Raw genomic sequence first — 22,498 nt, 5'->3', positions numbered from 1 at the left:
GTCGCCCGCCTACATATCCGAGCCGAAGTGCGCATTTCTACGGTGTGGCAACACAAAATCGTCCCCGCACCCCGCTCGGAAGTGGTGACCCATGACCACCCCGGATTCTCCGGCCTCCGCTCCCCCGACCCCGCCCGGCTCACTGCGCCGCATCGTCGCCGCGAGCCTCATCGGCACCACCATCGAGTGGTACGACTTCTTCCTCTACGGCTCGGCCGCCGCCCTGGTCTTCAACAAGCTCTTCTTCCCGGACTCCGATCCGCTCGTCGGCACGCTGCTGTCGTTCCTGACCTACGCGGTCGGCTTCGCCGCCCGGCCGGTCGGCGCCCTGGTCTTCGGCCATTACGGCGACCGGCTCGGCCGTAAGAAGCTGCTGATCCTGAGTCTGCTGCTGATGGGCGGCGCGACCTGCGCCATCGGGCTGCTGCCCACCCACGCCACGGTCGGTTCGGCGGCGCCCGTACTGCTCACCGCGCTGCGTCTGATCCAGGGGTTCGCGCTCGGCGGCGAATGGGGCGGGGCGGTGCTGCTGGTGTCGGAGCACGGGGACCCGCGGCGGCGCGGGTTCTGGGCGTCCTGGCCGCAGACCGGCGCCCCGGCCGGGCAGCTGCTGGCCACGGGGGTGCTCTCCGCGCTCACCGCCCTGCTCTCCGACAACGCCTTCGAGGCGTGGGGATGGCGGGTGCCGTTCCTGCTCTCGGGGGTGCTGGTACTGGTCGGCTTGTGGATTCGTCTCTCTGTCGATGAATCGCCGGTGTTCAAGGCGGCGCAGGCCCGGGCCGAGGCCCGTAAGGCGGCCGCGGGCGAGGCGGCCACCGAGAAGATGCCGCTGGTGGCGGTCCTGCGCCACCACTGGCGGGATGTGCTGATCGCGATGGGCGCGCGGATGGCCGAGAACATCAGCTACTACGTCATCACCGCCTTCGTCCTCGTCTACGCGACCTCCGACCATGTGGACCTCGGCAAGCAGACCGCGCTCAACGCCGTACTGATCGCCTCGGCCGTGCACTTCGCGGTCATCCCGGCATGGGGCGCGCTGTCGGACCGGATCGGGCGCCGCCCGGTGTATCTCCTGGGCGCGGTCGGCGTGGGCGCGTGGGCCTTCCCCTTCTTCCTCCTCATCGACACCAAGAGCTTCCCGGCGCTGCTGCTCGCCGTGACGGTCGGGCTGATCTTCCACGGCGCGATGTACGCACCCCAGGCGGCTTTCTTCTCCGAGATGTTCGCCACCCGGATGCGGTATTCGGGGGCGTCGATCGGCGCGCAGTTCTCGTCCGTCGCGGCCGGTGCGCCCGCCCCGCTGATCGCCACCGCGCTCCTGGCCGACTACGACAGCGCCACCCCGATCGCGCTCTATGTGATCGCGGCGGCCCTGCTCACCCTGGTGGCCGTGGGCGTCGCCAAGGAGACCCGGGACCGCGATCTGGCCGCCGTCGAACCGACCTCGGCCCCGTCCCCGCGCCCCGCACCGGATGCGGCGGAGCGAACGGCCCGTTCGGCCTCGGCTCAGTAGCCCACGGCCGAGGCCAGGCGGTGCAGCCGCAGGGCGAGCTGGATCTCCAGGGAGCGGGCGGGCGACTGCCAGTCGGGGCCGAGCAGCCGCCCGACCCGCTCCAGCCGCTGCGCCACCGTATTGACGTGTACGTGGAGGGCGTCCTTCGTACGGGCCGGGCTCATCCCGCCCGCGAAGTACGCGTCGAGGGTGCGGATCAGTTCGGTGCCGCGCCGCTCGTCGTAGTCGATGACCGCGCCCACGGTGCGGGTCACGAAGTCCTGGACGCCGGTGCCGTCCGGGGCGCTCTCGCGGGTACCGGCCAGCAGCAGGCCGAGAAAGCCGAAGTCCTCGGCGGCGGCGCCCTGTCCGGCCCGGCCCAGCACCCGCAGGGCGGCCAGACAGCGCCGCGCCTCGGCATAGCCCGCGGCGACCTCCCCGGGCCGTGCGGCGGGCGCGGGGACGGGTGCGGAGGCGCCGACGGTGACCGCGGCGTGTACGGCGGTGCCCAGCTGCCGGGCGGTGCGGCGGGCGAGGGCGTCGGCCGTGTCGCCGTCGGCCAGCGGCAGCAGCAGAACCGTGCCGCCGTCGCGGGCGGCGGCCAGACCGTGCCGGGTGACCGCCAGATGGGAGGCGGCGGACCACAGCCGCCGACGGCCCTCGGCGTCCTCGGCGGGCGCGCTACCGGAGCCGCCGCCGGGTGCGCCGCCTGACCTGCTTCCGGGTGTGGCGCCGGGGCCGCTTCCGGGTGTGCCGCCGGGACCGGCGGCGGGGGTGCCGGTGTCCGGAGCCTCGATGCCCGCGGCGAGCACCACATGGGGCGTGTCCAGGTCCGCCCGGAGCCGCGCGGCGCGCTCGCGCAGCAGCCGGGGCTCGCGGTCGGGGGTATCGAGGAGGTCGTCCAGGAGCTCACCGCGCACCCGCTGTTCGGCCTCGCCCGCCGAGCGGCGGGCGAGCTGCAGCAGTGAGGTGACCATCGCGGCGCGCTCCAGGGTGCGCTGGTCCATGGGGTCGAGCCGGGGGTGGCCGCGCAGTACGAGCGCGCCGAGCAGCTCACCACCCGCAGAGACGGCGGCGACCCAGTCCTCCTCGCCGTCGCGCACCGCGTGGCCGTCGACCCGGGACCGGTCGACGGCCGCCGCGGACGCCTCGTCGACCTCGAGGAACTCCACGGAGCCGCTGAGCACCTCGGCCACGGCATCGGCCACGTCGTGCACCCCGCCACCGCGCAGCACCAGCTCGGTGAGCCGGTCGTGGACCTCGGAGGCGCGCTCGATGACCCGGCTGCGGTCCCGGATGATCTCGTTGGCCGCCTCCAGCTCGGCGAGCGCCGTACGGGTCTCGGCGAGCAGATGGGCGGTGTCGATGGCCACGGCCGCGTGGGCGGCGAACGAACCGAGCAGGGCCGTCTGCTCGCGTTCGAACACCCGGGCCCGGCGGTCGGCCGCGAACAGCACACCGATGACCCCGCTGCCGAGCAGCAGCGGCACCCCGAGGATAGCGACGAGTCCCTCGTCCCTGACCCCCGCGTCGATGGTGTGGGTGTGCTGGAATCGCGGATCGTGGAAGTAGCTCTCGGTCACATAGGGGCGGGCGGTCTGGGCCACCAGACCGCCGAGCCCCTCCCCCATGCCGAGCCGAAGCTGCTGGAAACGGGCCGAGACCGAACCGTCGGTGACCCTCATATAGGTGTCACCGGCCGTCGGATCGTTCAGCGTCAAATAGGCGACCTCGGTGCCCAGCAGGGAGCGGGCGCGCTGCACGATGGCCTGGAGCACCGCGTCCAGATCGCGCAGCCCCGCCAGGTCGTGGGCGGTCTCGTAGAGGGCGGACAGCTCGGCCTCGCGCCGCCGTCGCCCCTCCAGCTCACCGCGCACCCGCAGCGCGAGCAGCTTGGCGCGCTCCAGGGCCGCCAGCCGGTCGGCCGGGGCCTTGTCGGCGCGGGCGCGCAGCACCGGGCGCTCGTACGCCTCGGCGGGCGCGCCGCGTACGAGCAGTTCCAGGTAGGGGGCCTCCGGCCGGTCGTCGGACATGGGCACAGGCATACTCCCGCCGGGCCCGGCGGCGCCAGCCGTAAGGCGGCCCAGTGCTCCTTCGACGGGGCGGCCGGGCAGTACGCGGTCCAGTGGCTGAGCCAATGGGCCACCGTCCGTCGATGGCTGCGCCAATCCGTCCGCCAGTGGCTGAGCCAATCGGCCACTGTCCGCCGACGGCTGAGCCAATCCGTTTTCGTGGCCCGGTGGCTGATCCGATCGGCCGTCGTCGCCCGGTGACCGATCCGATGGGCCGCTCAGTGGGCGGTCCATCCGCCGTCCATGCTGAGTGAGGCACCGGTGACGAAGGACGTGTGCGGACCGCAGAGATACGCGACGGCCTCGGCGACCTCCTCGGGTTCGACCAGCCGCTTGACCGCCGTATCGGCCAGCATCACCTCGGCGACGACCCGCTCCGGCGAGATCCCGTGGGCCTCGGCCTGGTCGGCGATCTGCCGTTCGACGAGCGGGGTGCGCACATAGCCGGGGTTGACGCAGTTGGAGGTCACCCCGTGCGCCGCGCCCTCCAGGGCGGCGACCTTGGAGAGCCCCTCCAGACCGTGTTTGGCGGCCACATAGGCCGACTTGTACGGGGAGGCGCGCAGTCCGTGCACGGAGGAGATGTTGACGATCCGGCCCCAGCCCCGCGCGTACATATGCGGCAGCGCGCCGCGCACCAGCCGGAACGGGGCCTCGAGCATCACGGTGAGCACCCGGGAGAAGACCTCGGGCGGAAAGTCCTCGATGGGCCGGACGAGTTGGAGCCCGGCGTTGTTGACCAGGATGTCGACGCCGGCGGCGGCCCGTTCGGCGGCGTCGAGGTCGGTGAGGTCGAGGGGTGGGCCTCGACCGGGCCGGGCAGTCCAGCGGCCGCGGCGAGCAGGTCGGTGAGGCCCTCGGCGTCCAGATCGACGGCCCGCACCCGCGCCCCGGCGGCGGCCAGCCGCAGCGTGCAGGCCCGGCCGATGCCCCCGGCGGCGCCCGTGACGAGTGCGGTACGGCGGGACAGATCGAGGCCGTCGGACGGCCGGGGGCCCGGGCCTGGTGTGGTGGACGCGCTCATGAGGGGCACACTAGGCAGCCGCCGGGCCCGGTCCGATGTGGGGGCGGCACATACTTCACTCCGCGACGGTGGGCTCGAACCATGTCGGGCCGTCCTGGAGCGCCTGCTTGATCCGGGACAGGGAGAAGTCCTCCATCTCGGGCAGCGCGTCGAGCGGGAACCAGCCGACGTCCAGTGACTCGTCGTCGTTCACCCGCGCCTCGCCACCCACCGCACGGCAGCGGAAGCAGACGTCCACGAACTGGCACCGGTCGTCGTTGGGGTAGGTCACCGGCGCCAGGGTCCGTACGAGCACGATGCGTTCGGGGACACAGCGCACCGCGGTCTCCTCCTCCACCTCGCGGACCACCGCCGTGGCCGGCTGCTCACCGGGTTCGGGGATGCCGCAGATGATCGTCCAGCGGCCGTTGTCGGCCCGGCGGCCCAGCAGCACCCGTCCCTGGTCGTCGAAGACCACGGCGCTCACGCCCGGCAGATAGAGCAGCTGGTGACCGATGGAGGCCCTGAGGTCACGGATGAAGTCGGGGGTCGGCATGGGCCGAGGGTATCGGGCGGAAAAGGGGGCGCGCACGGCGGCCGAACGGCGCCCTCCACGGCGGGCGTTTCACGACCGACTCATCGTTTCTGCGCACCATATACACATTCCTTACGACAAGCGCTACGGTTTCGGGTGTCATGGCCCGCACGACGGCCGTAAGGCGTGTCGGTGCGGTGCCCGTCACGACGGGGGGTCGGCGGGATGACGTCATCAGTGGTGGAGCCTGTCGTGCAGGACCACGGCAGACCGGCCGACGGAGGCGCCGGCGCGTCCGATATCGCGGGGGTCCTGATCCTGGCCGGCTGCGCCGTCTGGGCCCTGATCGCGGCCATGGGGCGGCCGGCCCGCCCCGAGGGGGTGCTGCTCGCGGTACTGGCGGTGGCCGCCGGTTACGCCTGCGGCCGGATCGCCGGATCGCTGCTGCCGGTCGCCGCGACGGCGGCAGCCGGGCTCGCGGGGTTCGGCCTGGCCTGCGCCTCGCCGTACGGGCTCACCGGTCATGAGGGGGCGGGCGCGGGCCAGCTCACCCTGGCCACGGGCGCGATCTGCTGTGCGGCCTGGGCCGCCCCGCGGGCGCTGCGCCCGGCGCTGTGGCTGCTGGCCACGGCGATCACGCTGACAGCCGTGGTGGCCGGCCCGACGGCGGGCTCGGTCGCGAGCGGCGCCGTCCTGGTGTGCTCGCTCACCGCCGCCCGGCACCGGCACCGGCTGCCAGCGCTCGCCGCGTGCGCGCTGATCGCGGCGGTCGCGGTCGGCGGCACCTGGGCGGTGGCCAAGGACGCGGTCCCGGGCGGGCTCCAGCCGGCCCTGCGCGCCCATCTCACCGAGCACCGGATCCGGCTGTGGCAGGACGCGGCCCGCATCGGGGAGACGGACCCGCTGCGCGGTGCGGGCCCGGACCGCTTCGGCGAGCTGAGCCCCGCGGCGGCCCAGCCGCAGGGCCCGGAGGCCAAACCCCATTCGGCGCCGCTGCAGCAGGCGGCCGGTCAGGGGCTGCCGGGGGTGGTCCTGCTGGGCGCCGCCTTCGGCTGGATGCTCCACGCCCTGTGGCGCTCTCCGCGCCCGACTCCGGTGGTCCTTACGGCGGCCGCGACGCTCACGGCCCTGGCCGTCGTGTCCTGTCTGGACAACGCCCTGAGCTTCTCCCAGATCACCGCGGGAGCGGGCCTCCTCGCCGGACTGGCGACCGCCCGCCTGAACGACGGCCCGGGAGCGGTGCCATGAGACCCGGCACGGCGGGCGCCCTCAGACGCGTCCGACGACAGAGAAGATGCGGGCCCCTGATGGCCGCGGCGGACAGCGCGTCCCCCGAAAGTCATCCGCGTCCCCCGAAAGAGGGGGACGGGGACCGGCTAGACCTGGGAGGTGCGCGCCGCGATCAGCCGCACCCGGTCACGGATGACCCGGACCGCCGCCTCCGCGTCGTCGACCGTGACCGTGAAGACGCGCCCGTCCCCGAGGCGGACCACCACGCCCTCGCCTCGGCGCACCACCACCGCCGTGCCCTTGTCGGGACGCCAGCGGTAGCCCCAGCCGCCCCACTGGCAGGGGGTGACCTTGCGGGCCACATCGGCGTGGACCACGTCGCTGAGCGGGATGCGGCGGCGCGGGAGCCCCATATGGCCGCAGCGGATCTCCAGCACTTCGTCGTCGACCCGCACCGCCACATGGACAAAGGCGAGGGTGCCGAAGAGCATCAGCAGCCCGGCGGTGACACAGCCGATGACGGACATCAGCAGCGGGGCGAGGCCCGAGCCCCATGGTGAGTCGACGGCGAGGTCGACACCGAGCGCCAGGCACGCGGCGCCCGCCACGGCCAGCACCCACTGCACGCGGTTGTGGGCTCGTCCGGTCCAGACCGCGGGCGGCTGCCCGTGGGCGCTCGGCGTTCCGTGGTCGTGGTGCCTCATGGTTGGCAGCGTACCCACGTTCCGGCCACACGGCAGCGGGGACAGTGATTCCGCTGGTGAACAGCGTTGCGGTCAGCTCACCGCACGAGGCGCCGCTGTCAACCGCGCGCCGGGGCGACGGGTGCCAGCAGCACTCCTTCGGCGTAGGTCAGGGCGACCTCCGGCAAGGGGGCCTCGCACCCGCCGAGGATGACGGTCAGACCCCCGGGGGCGGCCACGCCGTCCGGCGGAAAGGGGTCGGCGCCGATCCGGCGCAGGGCCTGGGCGGCGACGGCCCCGGCCGAGCCATGGAGGGCGATCGGCGGCGCGTCCGGCTGCTGCACGGCGGCCCGGATGCGGTCGGCGACCAGTTCGTAATGGGTGCAGCCCAGGACGACGGTTGTTACCTCGCGCGGGGTGCGGGCCGCCGCGGCGGCCACCGCGGCGTCGATCCCCTCGGTGTCGGCATGCTGCACCGCGTCCGCGAGCCCCGGGCACGGCACCTCGGTCACCTCGACGCCGTCCGCGAAGTCGCGGATCAGTCCGCGCTGGTACGGGCTGCCGGTGGTGGCCGGAGTGGCCCAGATCGCGATCGGCCCTCCCCCGGCCGCCGCGGGCTTGATGGCGGGTACGGTCCCGACGACCGGCAGCACGGGCTCCAGCTCGGCCCGCAGCGCGGGCAGGGCGTGGACGGAGGCGGTGTTGCAGGCGACGATCAGCGCGTCGGGGCGGTGCGCGGCGGCGGCCCGAGCGCAGCCCAGGGCGAGCTGGGTGACCTCCTCGGGCGTGCGCGGTCCCCACGGCATGGTGGCGGGGTCGGAGGAGAGAAGGAGATCGGCGTCCGGCCGCAGTCGGCGCATCGCGGCGGCGGTGGGCAAGAGCCCGATTCCGGAGTCCATAAGCGCGATCTTCACCCGGTCACTTTAATGGATCGGTCCGGTGCGCCCGACGGCCGGGCACACCTTCGGGCAGACTTCGGCGGGTGAGCGCGCTGATGTGGATCGCCGCCGGGTCGTTGGCCGCATGGCTGTGGCTGCTGCTGGGCCAGGGCTTCTTCTGGCGTACGGACGTCCGGCTGCCCCGGAGGGGCCCGGACGGCTCCGGGCCGCCGGAGCCCGCGGCATGGCCCTCGGTGGCCGTCGTGGTGCCCGCCCGGGACGAGTCCGGCGTGCTTCCGGCCAGCCTGCCCTCGCTGCTCGCCCAGGACTATCCGGGACCGGCGGAGATCTTCCTGATCGACGACGGCAGCTCGGACGGCACCGGAAAGCTCGCCCGTGAACTGGCCGAGGAGTACGGAGGGCTGCCGCTGACCGTCGACTCCCCCGGCGAACCCGGCCCCGGCTGGACCGGCAAGCTGTGGGCGGTGCGGCACGGCATGGCGCTCGCGACGACCCGTATCGCCGCGGACCGTGAGGGCGAGGGCGACCGTAAGGACGACGTCGGCGTCGACTACCTGCTGCTGACGGACGCGGATATCGCACATGAACCGGACTCCCTGCGGGAGTTGGTGCGCGCGGCCGAGGCGAACGGACTGGACCTCGTCTCCCAGATGGCGCGGCTGCGGGTGGCGACCTGCTGGGAGCGGCTGATCGTGCCCGCCTTCGTCTACTTCTTCGCCCAGCTGTACCCCTTTCGGTGGGTCAACCGGCCCCGGGGGCGCACCGCGGCGGCCGCGGGCGGCTGTGTGCTGCTGCGCCGGGAGGCGGCCGAGCGGGCCGGGATCCCGGAGACGATCCGGCAGTCGGTCATCGACGACGTGGCGCTGGCCCGCACGGTGAAACGGTCCGGCGGGCGGATCTGGCTGGGGCTGGCCGACCGGGTCGACAGCGTGCGGCCGTATCCGCGGCTGGGCGAGCTGTGGCGGATGGTCTCGCGCAGCGCGTACACCCAGCTGCGCCACAATCCCCTGCTGTTGCTGATGACGGTCGCGGGGCTGGCGGTGGTGTATCTCGTGCCGCCCACGGCCGTGGGCGCCGGGGTGTTGACGGGGCGTCCCGCACTACTGTCGCTGGGCGCCGCCGCCTGGGTCCTGATGGCGGGCAGCTACATCCCGATGCTGCGCTATTACCGGCAGACCCTGTGGCTGGCGCCGCTGCTGCCCCTGACGGCCCTTCTCTACCTCCTGATGACCGTGGACTCGGCGGTGCGGCACCACCTCGGACAGGGCGCGGCCTGGAAGGGACGCACCTACGCCCGCCCCAGCGCCGCGCCCTGACGGCCGCGCCCCGTGCACCGGGTCTTCACTTGCGGCCGGGTGTCCAGTTCATGCCCCAGCCGTAGGCGTGGTCGAGGGTGCGCTGCGGGCTGACGCCGCGCTGCGGCACCAGATAGCGGGCCTCGCGCTGTACGACGAGATCGCTGCCGGTGTTGGTGATGAGCGCGAGCGCGCAGACCGGGGACGGGACGGTGCACTCGTCGAGCGAGAAGTCGATCGGGGCGCCGAACTGCGGCTGCAGGGTGACCGTGGCGTGGAGGTTGGCGAAGCTGCGGGCGCCCTCGTAAATGGTCACGAAGACCAGGATCCGGCGGAACGACCGCAGGTGGTCGAGGTTGATGGAGAGGTTCTCACCGGCCGCCCGGGCACCGGTCCGGTCGTCGGCGTCCAGGTGAATGAAGGGCGGCTGGTGCAGCGAGCCGAACGAGTTGCCGAGCGCCTGGACCACGCCCTTGCTGCCGTCGGAGAGTTCGAACAGCGCCCCCAGGTCGAGATCGAGCTCGTTGTGCATGGCCATGGCCTTGCCCAGCTTGGAGGCCCACCCCGAGAACTGCTTGTGCACCTGCCAGTTGAGGTTGACCCGCATGGTGCCGGAGGTGCCGCCCTGCTTGGTGAGCGAGACCGCGGGCGCCTCCTTCGTCAGAGTGACCTTGCTGAGGCTCACCGGCGCCGAGGCGGCCGCGGGGGCCGGGGCGGTGGGCGGGGGCGGCGGAAGGGGTGTGGAGGCGACGGTGGGCGGCGGAGGCGGGTACGCCCCGGCCGGAGGGCCGGACGGCGGCGCGGGGGCGGCGTACGGGTTCTGCGCGGCCGCGTACGGGGTCTGCGCCGCGTACGGGTTCTGCCCGGCGTTCGGCGGCGCGGCAGGGGCAGGAACGGGGGCGGCGGGCCGAGCGGGCGTCTGCTGCGGTTCGTCGACGCTGATGCCGAAGTCCGTGGCGAGCCCCGCCAGCCCGCTCTCGTACCCCTGGCCCACCGCGCGGAACTTCCAGGCGCCCTGCCTGCGGTACAGCTCGCCGAGGACGAAGGCGGTCTCGACGGTGGCGTCCTCGCTGTCGAAGCGGGCGATCTCCGCGCCGCCCGCGGCGTCCAGCACCCGGATGTGCAGACCGGGGACCTGACCGAACGTTCCGCCATCGACCGAGCCCGCGAGGACCACGGTGTCGATGGCGGGCTCCACGCGGGCGAGGTCCACCGAAAGGGTGTCGGTCACGGTGTCACCCGTGGTCCGCTTCCCGTCGTGGCGCACCGCGCCGGAGGAGTGCGCCGCCTGGTTGTAGAACACGAAGTCCCCGTCGGATCTGACCTTTCCGGACATCAGCAGCAGTGCCGAGGCGTCCACGTCCGGTGCCCCCGGTCCGGCGCGCCAGCCGAGCTCGATCCGTACCGCGCTTGCCGGTACTGGCGTGTTACCGCCCTTGCGCATCGCCATTTCCGTCCCCCTGCCTCTCTGTTCGCTCGGTCACCGGGCCGCTCGGCCGCCGCATACCGCGGACCACCGGTGGTTACCCGCTGAAAACGCGCTCTTTACACGATCTCAACGTACCCTGACGACCGATTTTCCCGGGTTCGCTCGGATTGGGGATCCACGGCCACTCCGAACACTGAAAACAACCCTCCTACCGGACTCCCCAATCAGCACATGGTGGGCTTAACTTATGGTCTATGACCTCCCCCCGCAGCACTTACGGTGGCGGCTACTACTCCTCGCCGTCCTTCCCGGACACCCCCATCTACGACAGCCTTGTCGCCGAGCGGGGCACACCACAGATCGCACCCATCAGGGTGCCGTCCGCCTACGACACCGGAAGTCATCTTCCGGCCCTGCCCTCAGCGCTTCCCGCGCTGCCGGCCGCGCCCTCGCCGCAGCCCATGTACCAGGGCTACCAGCAGCAGCCGCAGCCCACCGGGCTGCAGCAGGCGCACGCGCCCTACATCCCGCCGCAGCCGACCGGCCCGCGGGGCTACCCGGGCGCTCAGCAGCCGCAGATGCAGCGCCCCGGCCCGGCCGCGCCGATGGGGTACGAGGCGATGCGCCCGGCCATGGCGCGTCCGGCCGCGCCGCGTCCGGCGGCCCCCGCGCCGTCTCCCTACGAGGACCCTTACGGGCGCCAGCAGTACCCGGGCGGCCGGTCGCCGCAGCCGGGAGGCGGCTACTGACACGTGTCGGGAGGTGATGCGACCGGGCCGGTGCCCGGTCGCGGGAAGGATCGGGCCGGATGGGGCATCCCCGTCCGGCCCCTGATTTTTGTGCGGGCCGTCCGGTCTCTGGATTTCCGGGGGCCGGGACGGTCCTGTCTCTCGAGGGGCCGTTCGGCCCCTCCCGGGCGGCGGAACGCATCGCGATGCTGGACCGAGCAATTCCGCGAGCCATCTCCATCACGGGGGCGGACCGGGCTCTCACTCCACTGCGGTGAAGGGCATCTCGGCCGGTCCGCCTCGTTCGGTGTGGGGCGCGGGGCCGGCAGGGGAGCCGGTCTCGCGCTCCATGCGAAGCGCGCGCCCGGCCCACCGTAAGGACGTCACCAGGACCACCGTAGGGGCGTCATCCGGCCCGCCGTAAGGACGTCATCGGCTCCTGGCCGTACCGCTCACGGGCTCACTGACCCGTTTCGCGCTCCTTGATCCGCTCGGCGATCACCGCGGCCTGAATGCGCCGCCCCACGCCCAGCTTGGACAGGATCGCGGAGATGCGGTTCTTGACGGTCTTCTCGGCCAGGAACAGCCGCTCGGCGATCTGCCGGTTGGTCAGCCCGTCGCCGATGAGCTGGAGGATCTCCCGCTCCCGCGGTGACAGGTTCTCCAGCTCCACGGGCCCGCTGGGCGCGGGGCCGCGCAGCCGGGCCATCACCCGGGCGGTGGCGCCGGGGTCGAGCATGGAGCGGCCGTCGGCCACGGTACGCACCGCCGACACCAGGTCGGACCCGTTGATCTGCTTGAGCACATAGCCCGCGGCCCCGGCCATGATGGCGTCGAACAGCGCCTCGTCGTCGTCGAAGGACGTCAGCATCAGACAGGCGAGGCCGGGGAGGCGGGCCCGCAACTCCCGGCAGACCTCGATCCCTTCGTGGTCCCCGCCGCTGCCCGAGGAGCCGAGCCGTACGTCGAGCACCGCGACCCGTGGCCGTACGGCGGGGGCGCGGGCGATGGCCTCGCGGGCGTTGGCCGCCTCGCCGACCACCTTCAGATCGGACTCGGCGTCGAGCAGGTCACGCAGTCCGCGCCGCACCACCTCGTGGTCGTCGAGCAGAAAGACCCTGATGGGGCCGTCGGGGTCGGCTGTCTGGGGCACGGCCTCTCCATCCATGGCGCACGGGTCGCCGGTCGCGATCCGGCTGCCCAGCTTTACGTTCTGCCGCAGGGCAGCGTAAGGGGCCATTCGGCCCCCGGGCCGCTCTCCGCGCCCTCCGGCCCGATCATGGCGAGATCCCGCCCGCGTACGGCCCGTACAGATCCAGCAGCCGGGTGCGGGCGCTCTGCAGCCGGCCCCCGATCACCTGGGCGCAGGCCAGCGCGAGGGCATAGCCGAGCTCCGGGTCCTCGTCGCACAGCCGGCGCACCGCCGCCGCGTTGAATTCGTGCGCGCGCACCGGGCTGAGCGCCTCCGCGCCCAGATGCCAGGTGTCCGGCGGGAAGAGCCAGGACCAGCCGATGAGCTCTCCGGGGCCGAGGGTCTCGATCACCGCGGCCCGCCGCCCCGGGACATGCAGATCGAGGGTGACCGCGCCGGTGCGGATGATCCAGAAGCGATCGGCCTTACGGCCCTCCTCGAAGATGCGGCCGCCCGCGGGGAAGGACACATCGTGGGCAAGCGCCATCACCCGCTCACGATGTTCGGTCTTCAGCGCGCTCAGAAGTCCCATCATGACCTCACTCTGCCGTTTCCTCTCCCCCCTCGCCCCTCGGCGGTCACTGTGCTTACGAGACGACGAGAGGCAGCGATCCAAAGCGATACGCCGACGATCGGGTACCGCTTAACCCTTACCCATTTCCGGTCACGTTTCCGATATGACACGTCATTCGTGGTCGTGATGACCGATGAGGCCCCGCTCCCCGTACCCTCGGCTGCTTCACCGACCCTGCGATGTCGCTCGTACTCGTCACCAAACGGGAGGCACTGGTGCTAGCCGACCCTCGTCGGTCCGCCGATCGAGCCGGAGAACACCTGCTCCACCGCCATTTCACCGCCGACGAGCTGCCCCGGCTGCGGGTGCAGATCGAGGAGTGCGCGGCCTGGGCCGGGCTCTGCGAGGCCCGCCGCGGGGACTTCGTGCTGGCCGTGGACGAGATCGCCAACAACGCCATCGAGCATGCGGGCGGCACCGGCTCCCTGCTGCTGCGGCGGGTCGGCGACGAGTTGGAGTGCCGGATCAGCGACTCCGGCCCCGGCTTCTCCGAGGACGTCATCCCCCGGATCCTGCCGGGGCTGGACGGCGCCACCAGCGGCCGCGGACTGTGGCTGACCCAGCTGGTCACCGACCGGCTGGTGATCAGCGCGGGGGCGGTGGGCGCCGTGGTGACGCTGGCCATGCGACTGCGCTGAGTGAGCCGCCGGACTCCCTCGGCGACCGCTTCGGCGGGACAATGGGAGGGGACACACCCATGTGCCGGCAGGAGAGGCGGTGGGCACGGTGGAGCTTCCCGTGGTCGTCGGGGTCGACGGTTCGGACGCCGCCTCGGACGCACTGGACTGGGCGGCCGAGCTGGCCGGGCGCCGCGGGTTGCCGCTGCGCGTCGTCCACGCCTCCCTGTGGGAGCGGTACGAGGGCTACGTCGCCGGAACAGCCGCCGACCGCCCCGCCGAGCGGCTCCACAGCGAGGCGGTGCTGGCCACCGCGGCCGAGCGGGCCGGGCGGCGGGTGCCCGCCCTGAAGGTGATGACCGACCTGGCGGCCGACGACGCGGTCACCGCCCTGCTGCGCGCCGGGCAGAGCGCCGAGGCGCTGGTCGTCGGCTCGTGCGGCCGCGGCGAGTTCGCCTCCCTGCTGCTCGGCTCGGTCGGACTGGGCATCGCGGCCCGCGCCCAGTGCCCGGTGGTCGTGGTGCGCGGCCGCCCGGAGAACGTGCACGGCGGGATGAACCGGGTGGTGGTGGGAATCGCCGAGCGCGAGCGCCCGAGCGAGCGGGAGCCCGCGCCACCCTCCCCGGCCGTCGCGTTCGCCCTGCGCGAGGCGCGGCTGCGCGGCGGGGAACTGGAGGCGGTGCACGCATGGCGCTGCGCGGGCCCCGAGGACCACGGAACGCGCGAGAGCCACGGGGCACACGAGAACCACAGGGCACGCGAGAACCACGGAGGACATGAGAGCCACGGAGCGCGCCAGGACCACGCACGGCGCGCCGCCGAGCTCCTGGACGAGACGCTGGGCGGCGCCACGGCGGCCGGGCTGCCGCCGGTGCCGGTGGCACACCGCCCGGTCGAGGGCTCGGCTCGCAAGGCGCTGCTGGTCGCCTCCGCGCACGCCGATCTGCTGGTGGTGGGGGCCCGGCGACGGCAGGGGCACTTCGGCATGCAGCTCGGGCTTGTCAACCACGCCGTACTGCATCACGCCAAGTGCCCGGTCGCCGTGGTGCCGGTTTCCTAGGCTCTCGTCCCTCAGCGGCTCCTGACCCTGGCCGAGTTCCTTCCATCGCCGCCACCACCGGCCCCTGCCCCGGCTACCCTGCTGGTGAGAGGCTCATGGGGGGACGGTGGCCAGGTGTCGGGCAGTGCGGATCAGGGACGCCATCCGGCCCTCCCCCAACTCCGGCTCGACCAGCTTCTCGATGAGCTCCAGGCGCGGTTGGACGCCGCCCGGTCCACCCAGGACCGGATGCACAACCTGCTGGAGGCCGTGCTCAGCGTGGGCCGCGAGCTGGATCTGGAGCAGGTGCTGCGCCGGATCGTGGAGTCCGCGGTGGTACTTGCCGACGCGGAGTACGGCGCGCTGGGCGTGATCGACCGGCATCGGCTCTCGCAGTTTCTGCCGGTGGGCATATCCGAGGAACGAGCCCACCGCATCGGCCCGTTGCCCAGTGGTCACGGACTGCTCGGCGAACTGATCCGCCATCCTCAGTCACTGCGTCTCACCGATCTGTCGGAGCATCCGGCGAGCTATGGCTTCCCCGAGCACCATCCGCCGATGCGCTCGTTCCTCGGCGTGCCGATCCGGGTCCGTGACGAGGTCTTCGGGAATCTCTATCTGACCGAGAAGCGCGGCGGCGCCCAGTTCGACGCCGATGACGAGGCGGTGCTGACCACCCTGTCGGTCGCCGCCGGGGTGGCCATCGACAACGCCCGGCTGTACCACGAGAGCCGGCGCCGCGAGCAGTGGCTGGAGGCGCTCGGCGTCATCACCCGTACGCTGCTGGCGGGCACCGCGGCGGGCGAGGCGCTGAGCCTGATCGCCCGGCTCGCCCTGCAGGTGGCCCTCGCCGACTCGGCGGCGATCCTGCTGCCGGCCACGGGCACCGACTCCCTGGTGGTCGAGGTGGCCGAGGGGCATGACGCGGAGACCATCGGCGGGCTCGTGGTGCCCTCCGACGGCTCGCTGGCCGGGCTCGCCGCCCGCACCGGGCGCCCCGCGGTCGCCTCGGACGTACGGGTGGACTCCCGGGCCCGGTCCTGGCCGCTGCCGGCTCCGGAGAGCGAGTTCGGCCCGGTGGTGGCCGTACCGCTGGTCGCGGGCGCGCGGGCCTCCGGTGCGCTGCGGCTGTGCCGGCTCGCCGGGCGGCAGCCCTTCGACGACCATGAGGTGGAGCTGCTCTCGGGGTTCGCGGCGCAGGCGGCGCTCGCGCTGGAACTGGCCCGGCACCGCGCCGAGTCCGAGCACATGGCGTTGCTCCAGGACCGTGACCGGATCGCCCGGGACCTCCATGATCTGGCCATTCAGCGGCTCTTCGCGACCGGTCTCACCCTGCAGAGCGCGGGCCGGCTGATCGAACGCCCGGAGGCGGCCGAACGGGTGGGGCGGGCCGTCGACGACCTGGACGAGACCATCAAGATCATCCGTTCCACCATCTTCGCCCTGCGCACGGTCGGGGACGACGGCGGCGAGCCCGCCACGCTGCGGCGCCGGCTGGTCAAGGCCGTCCGGTCGGCCTCCGACACCCTGGGCTTCGCACCGTCGCTGCTGATGGACGGCCCGGTGGACACCGATGTGCCGGACACGACCGGTGACCATGTGCTGGCGGTGCTCGCCGAGGCACTCAGCAACACCGTGCGGCACGCCCATGCCCAGCGGGTGGAGGTGCGGCTGACCGTCGGCGCCGACATCACCTTGGTGGTCGCGGACAACGGGGTGGGCATCGGGGGCGCCGCCCCCAGCGGAGGGCTGGTCAACATGCGGTCAAGGGCCGAACTCCTGGGCGGCACATTGGACATCGAGGCGCCCGAGGCGGGCGGCACCCGGCTGGTCTGGTGTGTCCCTCTGAACCGCCGACGGCCCGCCGGAACAGCGAAAGGGCTGGCCCCGTGATATTGCTCTCTCTTCACCGAATCCGCGCATATCCGGCCCGCCATGCGGTACCCACGAACGGGGAAGGGGGTATGTGATCCATGCGAATGATCTGGGGGCTGTGGCGCTGGCGGCGTAATCCGCTGCGCCGTAAGACCGACGTCGTGGAGGCGTGCGCGGCGATGATCGCCGCGGCGCTCATCCTGCTCGTCGCCCCCGTCGCCGGCTGGGCATCGGGGTCCTTGGCGCACGGGGCGCTGGTGAGGGCCGCGCACGAACAGCGGGCCGAGCGTCATCCACTCTCGGCCACCGTGCTGAAGGTGCTGCCGCATCCGCCCATCGACTCCGATCCCGAGACCGCTTCCGCGACAGACGCGCACCGTCGCGTCCTCGCGCGCTGGACGGGGCCGGACGGCAGCAGACACCAGGGCACGCTGGGGGCCCATCCCGGTGCCGATCCCGGTGAGCGGTTCCGGATCTGGACCGACGGCCACGGCCGCCCGGTGGGCCGCCCGCTGGACGCCGCGACGGCCACCACCCACGCCGTGCTGGCCGGGATCGGCGCGGCCGGGGCGACGGCGGTCCTGGTGGACGGCGCCCGGCGGCTGGTCGTATGGCGGCTCATGCGCCGGCGCTACACACAGTGGGACATCGCCTGGGAGCGAGCCGGTCAGGACTGGGGCCGGGCGGACGCCGACAGCTAGCCCCGGCGAGTGGGCCATTGGCCCCTGCGAGTGGGCCGTGCACGGGCGGGAGTTGTCATATGAACGCCAACTCCGCCCGTGCTCCACAGGCAGGTCATCTCATGGCGCCGTGCGCACGCTACGGTGGGGCATTCCATATGCGCAGCGACAGTCAGCAGCGGCAGTCAGGCGCGCGCACACCGGCAACGCACGAGGTGGGGGCACAGCAGCACCATGGCACAGGGCTCGGTCGTCCAGGTGACGCACAGCGGAACGTCGCGGTGGCGGCGCCGCACCGGAGAGTACGCCTCCCTCACGGCGGCCCTGGAGGCCGCCGGGGACGGTGATGTGCTCTCCATCTCGCCCGGCACCTACCGCGAGAATCTGGTGGTGGTCCGGGCCGTCACACTGCGCGGCCCCGAGGGCTCGGCACGCGGTTCGGTGCGCATCGCGCCGGTGGACGGAGTCGCGCTGACGATACGTGCCTCCGCCGTGGTCCAGGATCTGCACGTCGAGGGCCAGGACTCGGCCGCCCCCGCGCTGCTGATCGAGGACGCCACCCCGGAGGTGTCCGACGTACGGGTCGCCACGCGCTCGGCGGTCGGCATCGAGGTGCGCGGCGGCGCCCGTCCGACCGTGCGGCGCTGCACCGTGGACAACCCCGCGGGCGTCGGGCTCAGCGTGCTGGACGGCGCGGGCGGGGTGTTCGAGGAGTGCGAGGTGGTGGCCGCCGGGCAGTCCGGGGTGGCGGTGCGCGGCGGTGCCCGTCCGCGTCTGGACCGCTGCCGGGTCCACCATGCGTCCGGGGCGGGCTTCTCGCTGACCGGCGAGGGCTCCTCGCTGGAGGCCGTCGGCTGCGAGGTGTACGAGATCAGGGGCGCCGGGGTGCAGGTATCCGGGCGCGCGACCGGGCATCTCACCGACTGCCGAGTGCACCGTACGACGTCCGACGGGGTCAACCTGGACACGGACGCGGTGCTCACGCTCGCCGACTGCGAGATCCACGACATCCCGGAGAACGCGATCGACCTGAGGTCGCGTTCGGTGCTGACGCTGACCCGCTCCACGGTGCGCCGGTTCGGGCGCAACGGCCTGTCGGTGTGGGACCCGGGCACCCGGGTGGACGCCAACCAGTGCGAGCTGCACGAGAGCACCGGCGACTATCCGGCGGTGTGGGTGAGCGACGGGGCGACCGCCGTGCTCGACTCGTGCCGGGTGCGCGAGGTGCCGGACGCCCTGTTCGTCCTGGACCGCGGGTCGCGGGTCGATGTGGTCGACAGCGATCTGTCGCAGGTGCGCTCCACCGCGGTCTCGGTCAGCGACGGGGCCATCGTCCAGCTGGACGACTGCCGCATCCGGGAGGCGGCCACCGGGGCGTGGTTCCGCGACCACGGCAGCGGCGGCACGCTCGCCAACTGCACGATAGACGGGGCCGCCACCGGAGTGATCGTCACCAAGGGCGCCGATCCGACGGTCGAGCGCACCACGGTCTCCGGGCCGACGGAGGCCGGGTTCTATGTGTCCGCCGAGGGCCGGGGCACGTTCACCGGCTGCCGGGTGACCGGCAGCGGGGGCTACGGCTTCCACATCATCGACGGCTGCCGCACCACCTTGACCCGGTGCCGTACGGAGCGGTGTGCGCGCGGCGGGTACGAGTTCTCCGAGGCGGGGCCGCTCGTCGAGGACTGCACCAGCGACGAGAGCGCCACCACGGCGCTGGGCTCCCCGACCACGCCCGGCCGGCCCCCGCTCACCGCGCCCGCCGTGGAGACCGCCACCTCGACGGGCGGGCTGCTGGGCGGCGTCCCGTCGCAGCGGTCCGGCCAGACCTCCGCGCCCGCCGTCGAGCCCCCGGTCTCCGTCCGGCCCTCCTCGGCGGTGCTGGGCGAACTCGACACACTGGTCGGGCTGGAGAGCGTCAAGCGCGAGGTGCGCGCTCTTACCGACATGATCGAGGTGGGCCGACGGCGTCAGGAGGCCGGGCTCAAGGCCGCCTCCGCCCGCCGCCATCTGGTCTTCACCGGCTCCCCGGGCACCGGTAAGACGACGGTCGCCCGGCTCTACGGGGAGATCCTGGCCTCCCTCGGGGTGCTGGAGCGCGGCCATCTGGTGGAGGTCTCCCGGGTGGACCTGGTGGGTGAGCACATCGGCTCCACGGCCATACGCACCCAGGAGGCGTTCGACCGGGCGCGCGGCGGGGTGCTGTTCATCGACGAGGCGTACGCCCTCTCGCCGGAGGACTCCGGCCGGGACTTCGGCCGGGAGGCGATAGACACCCTGGTCAAGCTGATGGAGGACCACCGGGAAGCGGTCGTGGTCATCGTCGCGGGATACACCGCCGAGATGGAGCGCTTTCTGTCCGTCAACCCCGGTGTGGCCTCCCGCTTCTCGCGCACCATCACCTTCGGCGACTACGCCCCGGAGGAGCTGCTGCGGATCGTGGAGCAGCAGGCCGAGGAGCATGAGTACCGGATCGGCGAGGGGGCGGCGGAGGCGCTGCTGAAGTACTTCACGGCCATTCCCAAGGGCCCGGCGTTCGGCAACGGGCGCACCGCCCGGCAGACCTTCGAGGCGATGGTGGAGCGGCATGCGGGTCGGGTCGCCCAGCTGAGTGACCCGACCACGGACGACCTCACGCTGCTCTACCCCGAGGATCTGCCGGAGCTCATCTGACCGGCGGCCCCCTCCTGCGGAGGCGGCGGCGTCTGCTCCGGGAGCCGGGCCAGCAGCCCGGCCCGCTCCCGGTCGAAGACGGGGTCGGCCTGGTAGTCCCCATGCCCCAGGATCGGCGCGGGCAGCGGGTGTTCGGGCGTACGGCCATAGACCAGCGGGTCCTTGAGCGCGTCGCAGTCGACCTCGGGCCCGCTGCCGTCGGGCAGCCGGATGGGGCCGCCGATCGGGTCGGTGTAGCGCCACAGATTGCGCCAGTAGCGCACCTCGCCGTGGAGCGAGAGCAGCTGCGTGGGGCCGAAGTAGGCGGGGAACCAGCGCCCGTAGAGCCGCTCCAGCGGTGAGCCGTAGGTGAGCAGCGCGACCTGGCCGCGGGTGCGGTGGTCCAGCTGCCAGACCGACGCGGCGGCCAGCACACTGCCCTGGGAGTGGCCGGAGATGACCAGCCGGCCACCGTACCGGCGGGTCCAGGTCTCCATCCGCCAGGTCAGATCGGGCACTGCCCGCTCGGCGTAGCACGGAGGCGCGAAGGGGTGGGCGGCGCGCGGCCAGAAGGTGCCCACGTCCCACAGGATGCCGATGGTGCGGCGGGCGGAGGGGCTGCGGTAGGCGCGGCGGGCCCAGGTGACCAGCATCAGGAAGGCCAGGCCCATCAGCCAGGAGCCCAGCGCCTGCGCGGTCTGGGCGGCGGCGTCCACGGCCCCGGGCGCGTCGTCGGCGGCCCGCCCCGGCACCTGGTCCGTGACCCAGGCCCCGGTGACGGCGGCGGCGCCGAACAGCAGGGTCAGCAGCGCGACGGGGCCGACGATCCACGGAGCGGAGTCGGTAAGTCCGGCGCGGGCGATCGTGCGCGCGATCCGCCGGGTGCGCACCCGGTCGGGCCGCTCCCCCGGATAGCCGTCCATGATGGTCGGCAGCAGCTGATTGCGCACCCGCCACACTCTTACGGTGAAGATCAGCAGCAGCCCGACCAGGGCGAGCAGCAGCGCGGGGATGGCCGTGGCCAGCCAGGTCAGCAGAACCGGCGGGGCGATGCCCGGCCCCTCACCGGGGGTGGCGCCGCCGTCCAGCCAGTCGGCGAAGCGCTGGGCGATACCGCCCGCGAGCACCGCGCCGAGCCCGCAGGCGAGCACGGCGACGGCGGGTCCGGCGAGCCCGTACAGCGGCGTGCGGCCGGGAGCGGAGCGGTGGAGGACCAGGGCGCACACCGCCATGGTCACGATCAGGGCGCCCTCCCCTATGGCGATGGCGCAGAACGCCTGGTTGCCCGGCAGCTTGCCGGTGGAGGCCCAGCCGGGGCGGGACCACCCGGCATACAGCACGGAGAGCGCCAGCACCGCGAGGGCCGCGCCGGGCAGCGCGGTGACGGTGATGCGATCCAGCTCCCCGTCGACCTTGGTCTCACTGCGGCCGCGGTAGCACACCACCGCCACCACCGCGACCGCGCCCGCGGCGAGCAGCGTCAGCAGCGCCCAGCCCGCGGCGTCCTGCGGCCCGCCGCCGCCCGGCTTGCGGTCGTAGGTGGTGGTGGGCAGGGTCAGGCCCGCCGCGATGGTGAGGAAGCCGGCGGCGGTGTGCGCGGCGCGCAGCCGGGCGACGATCCTGCGGCCGTACCAGAAGCCGGGCAGGCACAGCGCGGGGCGGTTGCCCGCCTCGGGGGCGGACTCGTCGACCGGGCGCTCCAGCGGCGGGGAGGACTCGTACGCGCTCCAGGTGCGGTTGGACAGGTACCACAGCAGTCCGGTGAGCGCGCCGGGCAGCACCGCGGCGAGCGCGAGCCTGCGGCCGGGCTGGCTCCACCAGCCGTGGTTCTCCGGGGACAGGAAGCCCAGCCAGGACTTGCCCCCGGCGCAGTCGGCCGAACCGGCACACTGCCAGGCGATCAGGTCCAGGGCCACCTCGCAGGCCCCGGCGATCAGCAGCACGGTCAAGGTGAGCGCCACGAGCCGGACGAACAGGCCGTAGGTGCGCACGGTCCGCTCGCGCCGGTCGGCCGGGGGCCGCATCCAGTGGGCGAGGTTGGCGACCATGAACGGCAGTAAAAGCAGCCACAGGGCGCGTGAGCTGTTGCCCGAGGTGAGGTTGCACCATACGTATGCCTCGCGGATCGGGCCCTCACGGTCCGGGCCCTCCCGGTCCTCCGGCGGGCGCTGCTCGGCGTCGACCTCGTCCGCCCTGCGGTAGACGGCCGCGGTCTCGTCGCCGGTGACCCGGCAGGTGCGCGGATCGCGCAGCATCTCCTCGGGGGTGGTGCCGCCCACTCCGTGGACGAGGAGTTCGAGATCGGGCGGCGGCGCTCCGCCCTTATGGGCTGCCGTCGCCCGTTGCGCCCCGTCGGCCGGCGTGTCCGTAGGCATGGTCGCTGGCACCGTGTCCCCCGATTCCGGTGTGGTGCGGTCGTTCTGCTCCAGGATTGTGCCCATCGGCCACCTCCCCCGATCCTGACAGGGCGGGCGTGGCGAAATCGTAACCCCGGGTGCTGTGG

Annotated in this window: 17 protein-coding genes and 1 pseudogene; 9 read left to right on the top strand and 9 right to left on the bottom strand. The window is 73.1% G+C overall.

What is annotated here, in order from left to right:
* The first annotated feature begins 91 nt into the window (after nt 1-91).
* A complete protein-coding gene (locus tag CGL27_RS44270; RefSeq protein ID WP_078645735.1) occupies nt 92-1,513 on the top strand; it encodes an MFS transporter in 1,422 nt (473 codons plus the stop codon).
* Here the strand turns inward: CGL27_RS44270 and CGL27_RS44265 are convergent.
* The 3 genes and pseudogenes from CGL27_RS44265 to CGL27_RS44255 form a co-directional block, all read right to left on the bottom strand.
* Nucleotides 1,507-3,525 carry a GAF domain-containing protein gene (locus CGL27_RS44265; protein ID WP_240450850.1) on the bottom strand — a complete coding sequence of 673 codons (2,019 nt, stop codon included), beginning with the start codon at nt 3,523-3,525 and terminating at the stop codon, nt 1,507-1,509. The two genes, CGL27_RS44270 and CGL27_RS44265, sit on opposite strands and share 7 nt — an antisense overlap.
* 257 nt (nt 3,526-3,782) lie before the next feature.
* Nucleotides 3,783-4,588, bottom strand: a pseudogene (locus CGL27_RS44260) (3-hydroxybutyrate dehydrogenase).
* A gap of 55 nt (nt 4,589-4,643) precedes the next feature.
* The gene (locus CGL27_RS44255; RefSeq protein ID WP_078645729.1) at nt 4,644-5,123 is read right to left on the bottom strand and encodes an NUDIX domain-containing protein; all 480 of its coding nucleotides are present in this window, start codon (nt 5,121-5,123) and stop codon (nt 4,644-4,646) included.
* A 204-nt stretch (nt 5,124-5,327) separates the two neighbouring features.
* Between CGL27_RS44255 and CGL27_RS44250 the strand changes: the two genes are divergently transcribed.
* Nucleotides 5,328-6,350 (top strand): O-antigen ligase family protein, encoded by a 1,023-nt coding sequence (locus tag CGL27_RS44250; protein WP_240450849.1) that lies wholly within the window; start codon nt 5,328-5,330, stop codon nt 6,348-6,350.
* A gap of 128 nt (nt 6,351-6,478) precedes the next feature.
* On the opposite strand, the gene CGL27_RS44245 is transcribed toward CGL27_RS44250, so the two are convergent.
* Together CGL27_RS44245 and CGL27_RS44240 are read right to left on the bottom strand one after the other, a co-directional pair.
* Complete coding sequence (locus CGL27_RS44245) at nt 6,479-7,036, bottom strand: hypothetical protein (RefSeq protein ID WP_078645727.1); 558 nt, start codon at nt 7,034-7,036, stop codon at nt 6,479-6,481.
* A gap of 98 nt (nt 7,037-7,134) precedes the next feature.
* Nucleotides 7,135-7,929, bottom strand: a complete 795-nt coding sequence (locus tag CGL27_RS44240; RefSeq protein WP_119993249.1) for an aspartate/glutamate racemase family protein — start codon at nt 7,927-7,929, stop codon at nt 7,135-7,137.
* 80 nt (nt 7,930-8,009) lie between these two features.
* Between CGL27_RS44240 and CGL27_RS44235 the strand changes: the two genes are divergently transcribed.
* A complete protein-coding gene (locus CGL27_RS44235) occupies nt 8,010-9,230 on the top strand; it encodes a glycosyltransferase (RefSeq protein ID WP_205587969.1) in 1,221 nt (406 codons plus the stop codon).
* A gap of 25 nt (nt 9,231-9,255) precedes the next feature.
* On the opposite strand, the gene CGL27_RS44230 is transcribed toward CGL27_RS44235, so the two are convergent.
* The gene (locus CGL27_RS44230) at nt 9,256-10,653 is read right to left on the bottom strand and encodes a TerD family protein (RefSeq protein WP_119993245.1); all 1,398 of its coding nucleotides are present in this window, start codon (nt 10,651-10,653) and stop codon (nt 9,256-9,258) included.
* Between the two features lie 239 nt (nt 10,654-10,892).
* Between CGL27_RS44230 and CGL27_RS44225 the strand changes: the two genes are divergently transcribed.
* Nucleotides 10,893-11,387, top strand: coding sequence for a DUF6643 family protein (locus CGL27_RS44225; RefSeq protein WP_078645721.1), 495 nt, complete (start codon nt 10,893-10,895; stop codon nt 11,385-11,387).
* 439 nt (nt 11,388-11,826) lie between these two features.
* Here CGL27_RS44225 and CGL27_RS44220 read toward each other — a convergent pair whose 3' ends face one another.
* A complete protein-coding gene (locus tag CGL27_RS44220; RefSeq protein ID WP_119994850.1) occupies nt 11,827-12,534 on the bottom strand; it encodes a response regulator transcription factor in 708 nt (235 codons plus the stop codon).
* 109 nt (nt 12,535-12,643) lie between these two features.
* The gene (locus CGL27_RS44215) at nt 12,644-13,093 is read right to left on the bottom strand and encodes a cyclic nucleotide-binding domain-containing protein (RefSeq protein WP_078645719.1); all 450 of its coding nucleotides are present in this window, start codon (nt 13,091-13,093) and stop codon (nt 12,644-12,646) included.
* Between the two features lie 218 nt (nt 13,094-13,311).
* On the opposite strand from CGL27_RS44215, the gene CGL27_RS44210 reads away from it, so the two are divergent.
* From CGL27_RS44210 to CGL27_RS44190, 5 genes are all read left to right on the top strand, one after another.
* Entirely contained in the window at nt 13,312-13,770 is a 459-nt protein-coding gene (locus CGL27_RS44210) for an ATP-binding protein (RefSeq protein ID WP_078645717.1), read from the top strand.
* A gap of 79 nt (nt 13,771-13,849) precedes the next feature.
* The gene (locus CGL27_RS44205) at nt 13,850-14,809 is read left to right on the top strand and encodes a universal stress protein (RefSeq protein WP_119993243.1); all 960 of its coding nucleotides are present in this window, start codon (nt 13,850-13,852) and stop codon (nt 14,807-14,809) included.
* A gap of 114 nt (nt 14,810-14,923) precedes the next feature.
* Complete coding sequence (locus tag CGL27_RS44200) at nt 14,924-16,681, top strand: GAF domain-containing sensor histidine kinase (protein WP_078645714.1); 1,758 nt, start codon at nt 14,924-14,926, stop codon at nt 16,679-16,681.
* Nucleotides 16,682-16,761: 80 nt separating this feature from the next.
* On the top strand, nt 16,762-17,364 hold the full coding sequence (locus CGL27_RS44195; protein WP_119993242.1) for a hypothetical protein: 603 nt from the start codon (nt 16,762-16,764) through the stop codon (nt 17,362-17,364).
* A gap of 213 nt (nt 17,365-17,577) precedes the next feature.
* The gene (locus CGL27_RS44190) at nt 17,578-20,016 is read left to right on the top strand and encodes a right-handed parallel beta-helix repeat-containing protein (RefSeq protein ID WP_078645710.1); all 2,439 of its coding nucleotides are present in this window, start codon (nt 17,578-17,580) and stop codon (nt 20,014-20,016) included.
* On the opposite strand, the gene CGL27_RS44185 is transcribed toward CGL27_RS44190, so the two are convergent.
* On the bottom strand, nt 19,986-22,436 hold the full coding sequence (locus CGL27_RS44185; protein WP_119993240.1) for a hypothetical protein: 2,451 nt from the start codon (nt 22,434-22,436) through the stop codon (nt 19,986-19,988). The genes CGL27_RS44190 and CGL27_RS44185 overlap by 31 nt on opposite strands.
* Nucleotides 22,437-22,498: the final 62 nt, after the last annotated feature.

Source organism: Streptomyces sp. 11-1-2 (genome assembly GCF_003595545.1).
Lineage (GTDB): Bacteria > Actinomycetota > Actinomycetes > Streptomycetales > Streptomycetaceae > Streptomyces > Streptomyces hygroscopicus_B.
The sequence above is the reverse complement of the archived record's forward strand: the minus strand, read 5'-3'. Positions and strand labels throughout refer to the sequence as shown.

Excerpts from the sequence above, each read along its gene's own strand:
- CGL27_RS44270 (WP_078645735.1), top strand. The coding sequence starts at position 92 with ATGACCACCCCGGATTCTCCGGCCTCCGCTCCCCCGACCCCGCCCGGC.
- CGL27_RS44265 (WP_240450850.1), bottom strand. The coding sequence starts at position 3,525 with ATGTCCGACGACCGGCCGGAGGCCCCCTACCTGGAACTGCTCGTACGC.
- CGL27_RS44255 (WP_078645729.1), bottom strand. The coding sequence starts at position 5,123 with ATGCCGACCCCCGACTTCATCCGTGACCTCAGGGCCTCCATCGGTCAC.
- CGL27_RS44250 (WP_240450849.1), top strand. The coding sequence starts at position 5,328 with ATGACGTCATCAGTGGTGGAGCCTGTCGTGCAGGACCACGGCAGACCG.
- CGL27_RS44245 (WP_078645727.1), bottom strand. The coding sequence starts at position 7,036 with ATGAGGCACCACGACCACGGAACGCCGAGCGCCCACGGGCAGCCGCCC.
- CGL27_RS44235 (WP_205587969.1), top strand. The coding sequence starts at position 8,010 with ATGTGGATCGCCGCCGGGTCGTTGGCCGCATGGCTGTGGCTGCTGCTG.
- CGL27_RS44230 (WP_119993245.1), bottom strand. The coding sequence starts at position 10,653 with ATGCGCAAGGGCGGTAACACGCCAGTACCGGCAAGCGCGGTACGGATC.
- CGL27_RS44225 (WP_078645721.1), top strand. The coding sequence starts at position 10,893 with ATGACCTCCCCCCGCAGCACTTACGGTGGCGGCTACTACTCCTCGCCG.
- CGL27_RS44220 (WP_119994850.1), bottom strand. The coding sequence starts at position 12,534 with ATGGATGGAGAGGCCGTGCCCCAGACAGCCGACCCCGACGGCCCCATC.
- CGL27_RS44215 (WP_078645719.1), bottom strand. The coding sequence starts at position 13,093 with ATGATGGGACTTCTGAGCGCGCTGAAGACCGAACATCGTGAGCGGGTG.
- CGL27_RS44210 (WP_078645717.1), top strand. The coding sequence starts at position 13,312 with ATGTCGCTCGTACTCGTCACCAAACGGGAGGCACTGGTGCTAGCCGAC.
- CGL27_RS44195 (WP_119993242.1), top strand. The coding sequence starts at position 16,762 with ATGCGAATGATCTGGGGGCTGTGGCGCTGGCGGCGTAATCCGCTGCGC.
- CGL27_RS44190 (WP_078645710.1), top strand. The coding sequence starts at position 17,578 with ATGGCACAGGGCTCGGTCGTCCAGGTGACGCACAGCGGAACGTCGCGG.
- CGL27_RS44185 (WP_119993240.1), bottom strand. The coding sequence starts at position 22,436 with ATGGGCACAATCCTGGAGCAGAACGACCGCACCACACCGGAATCGGGG.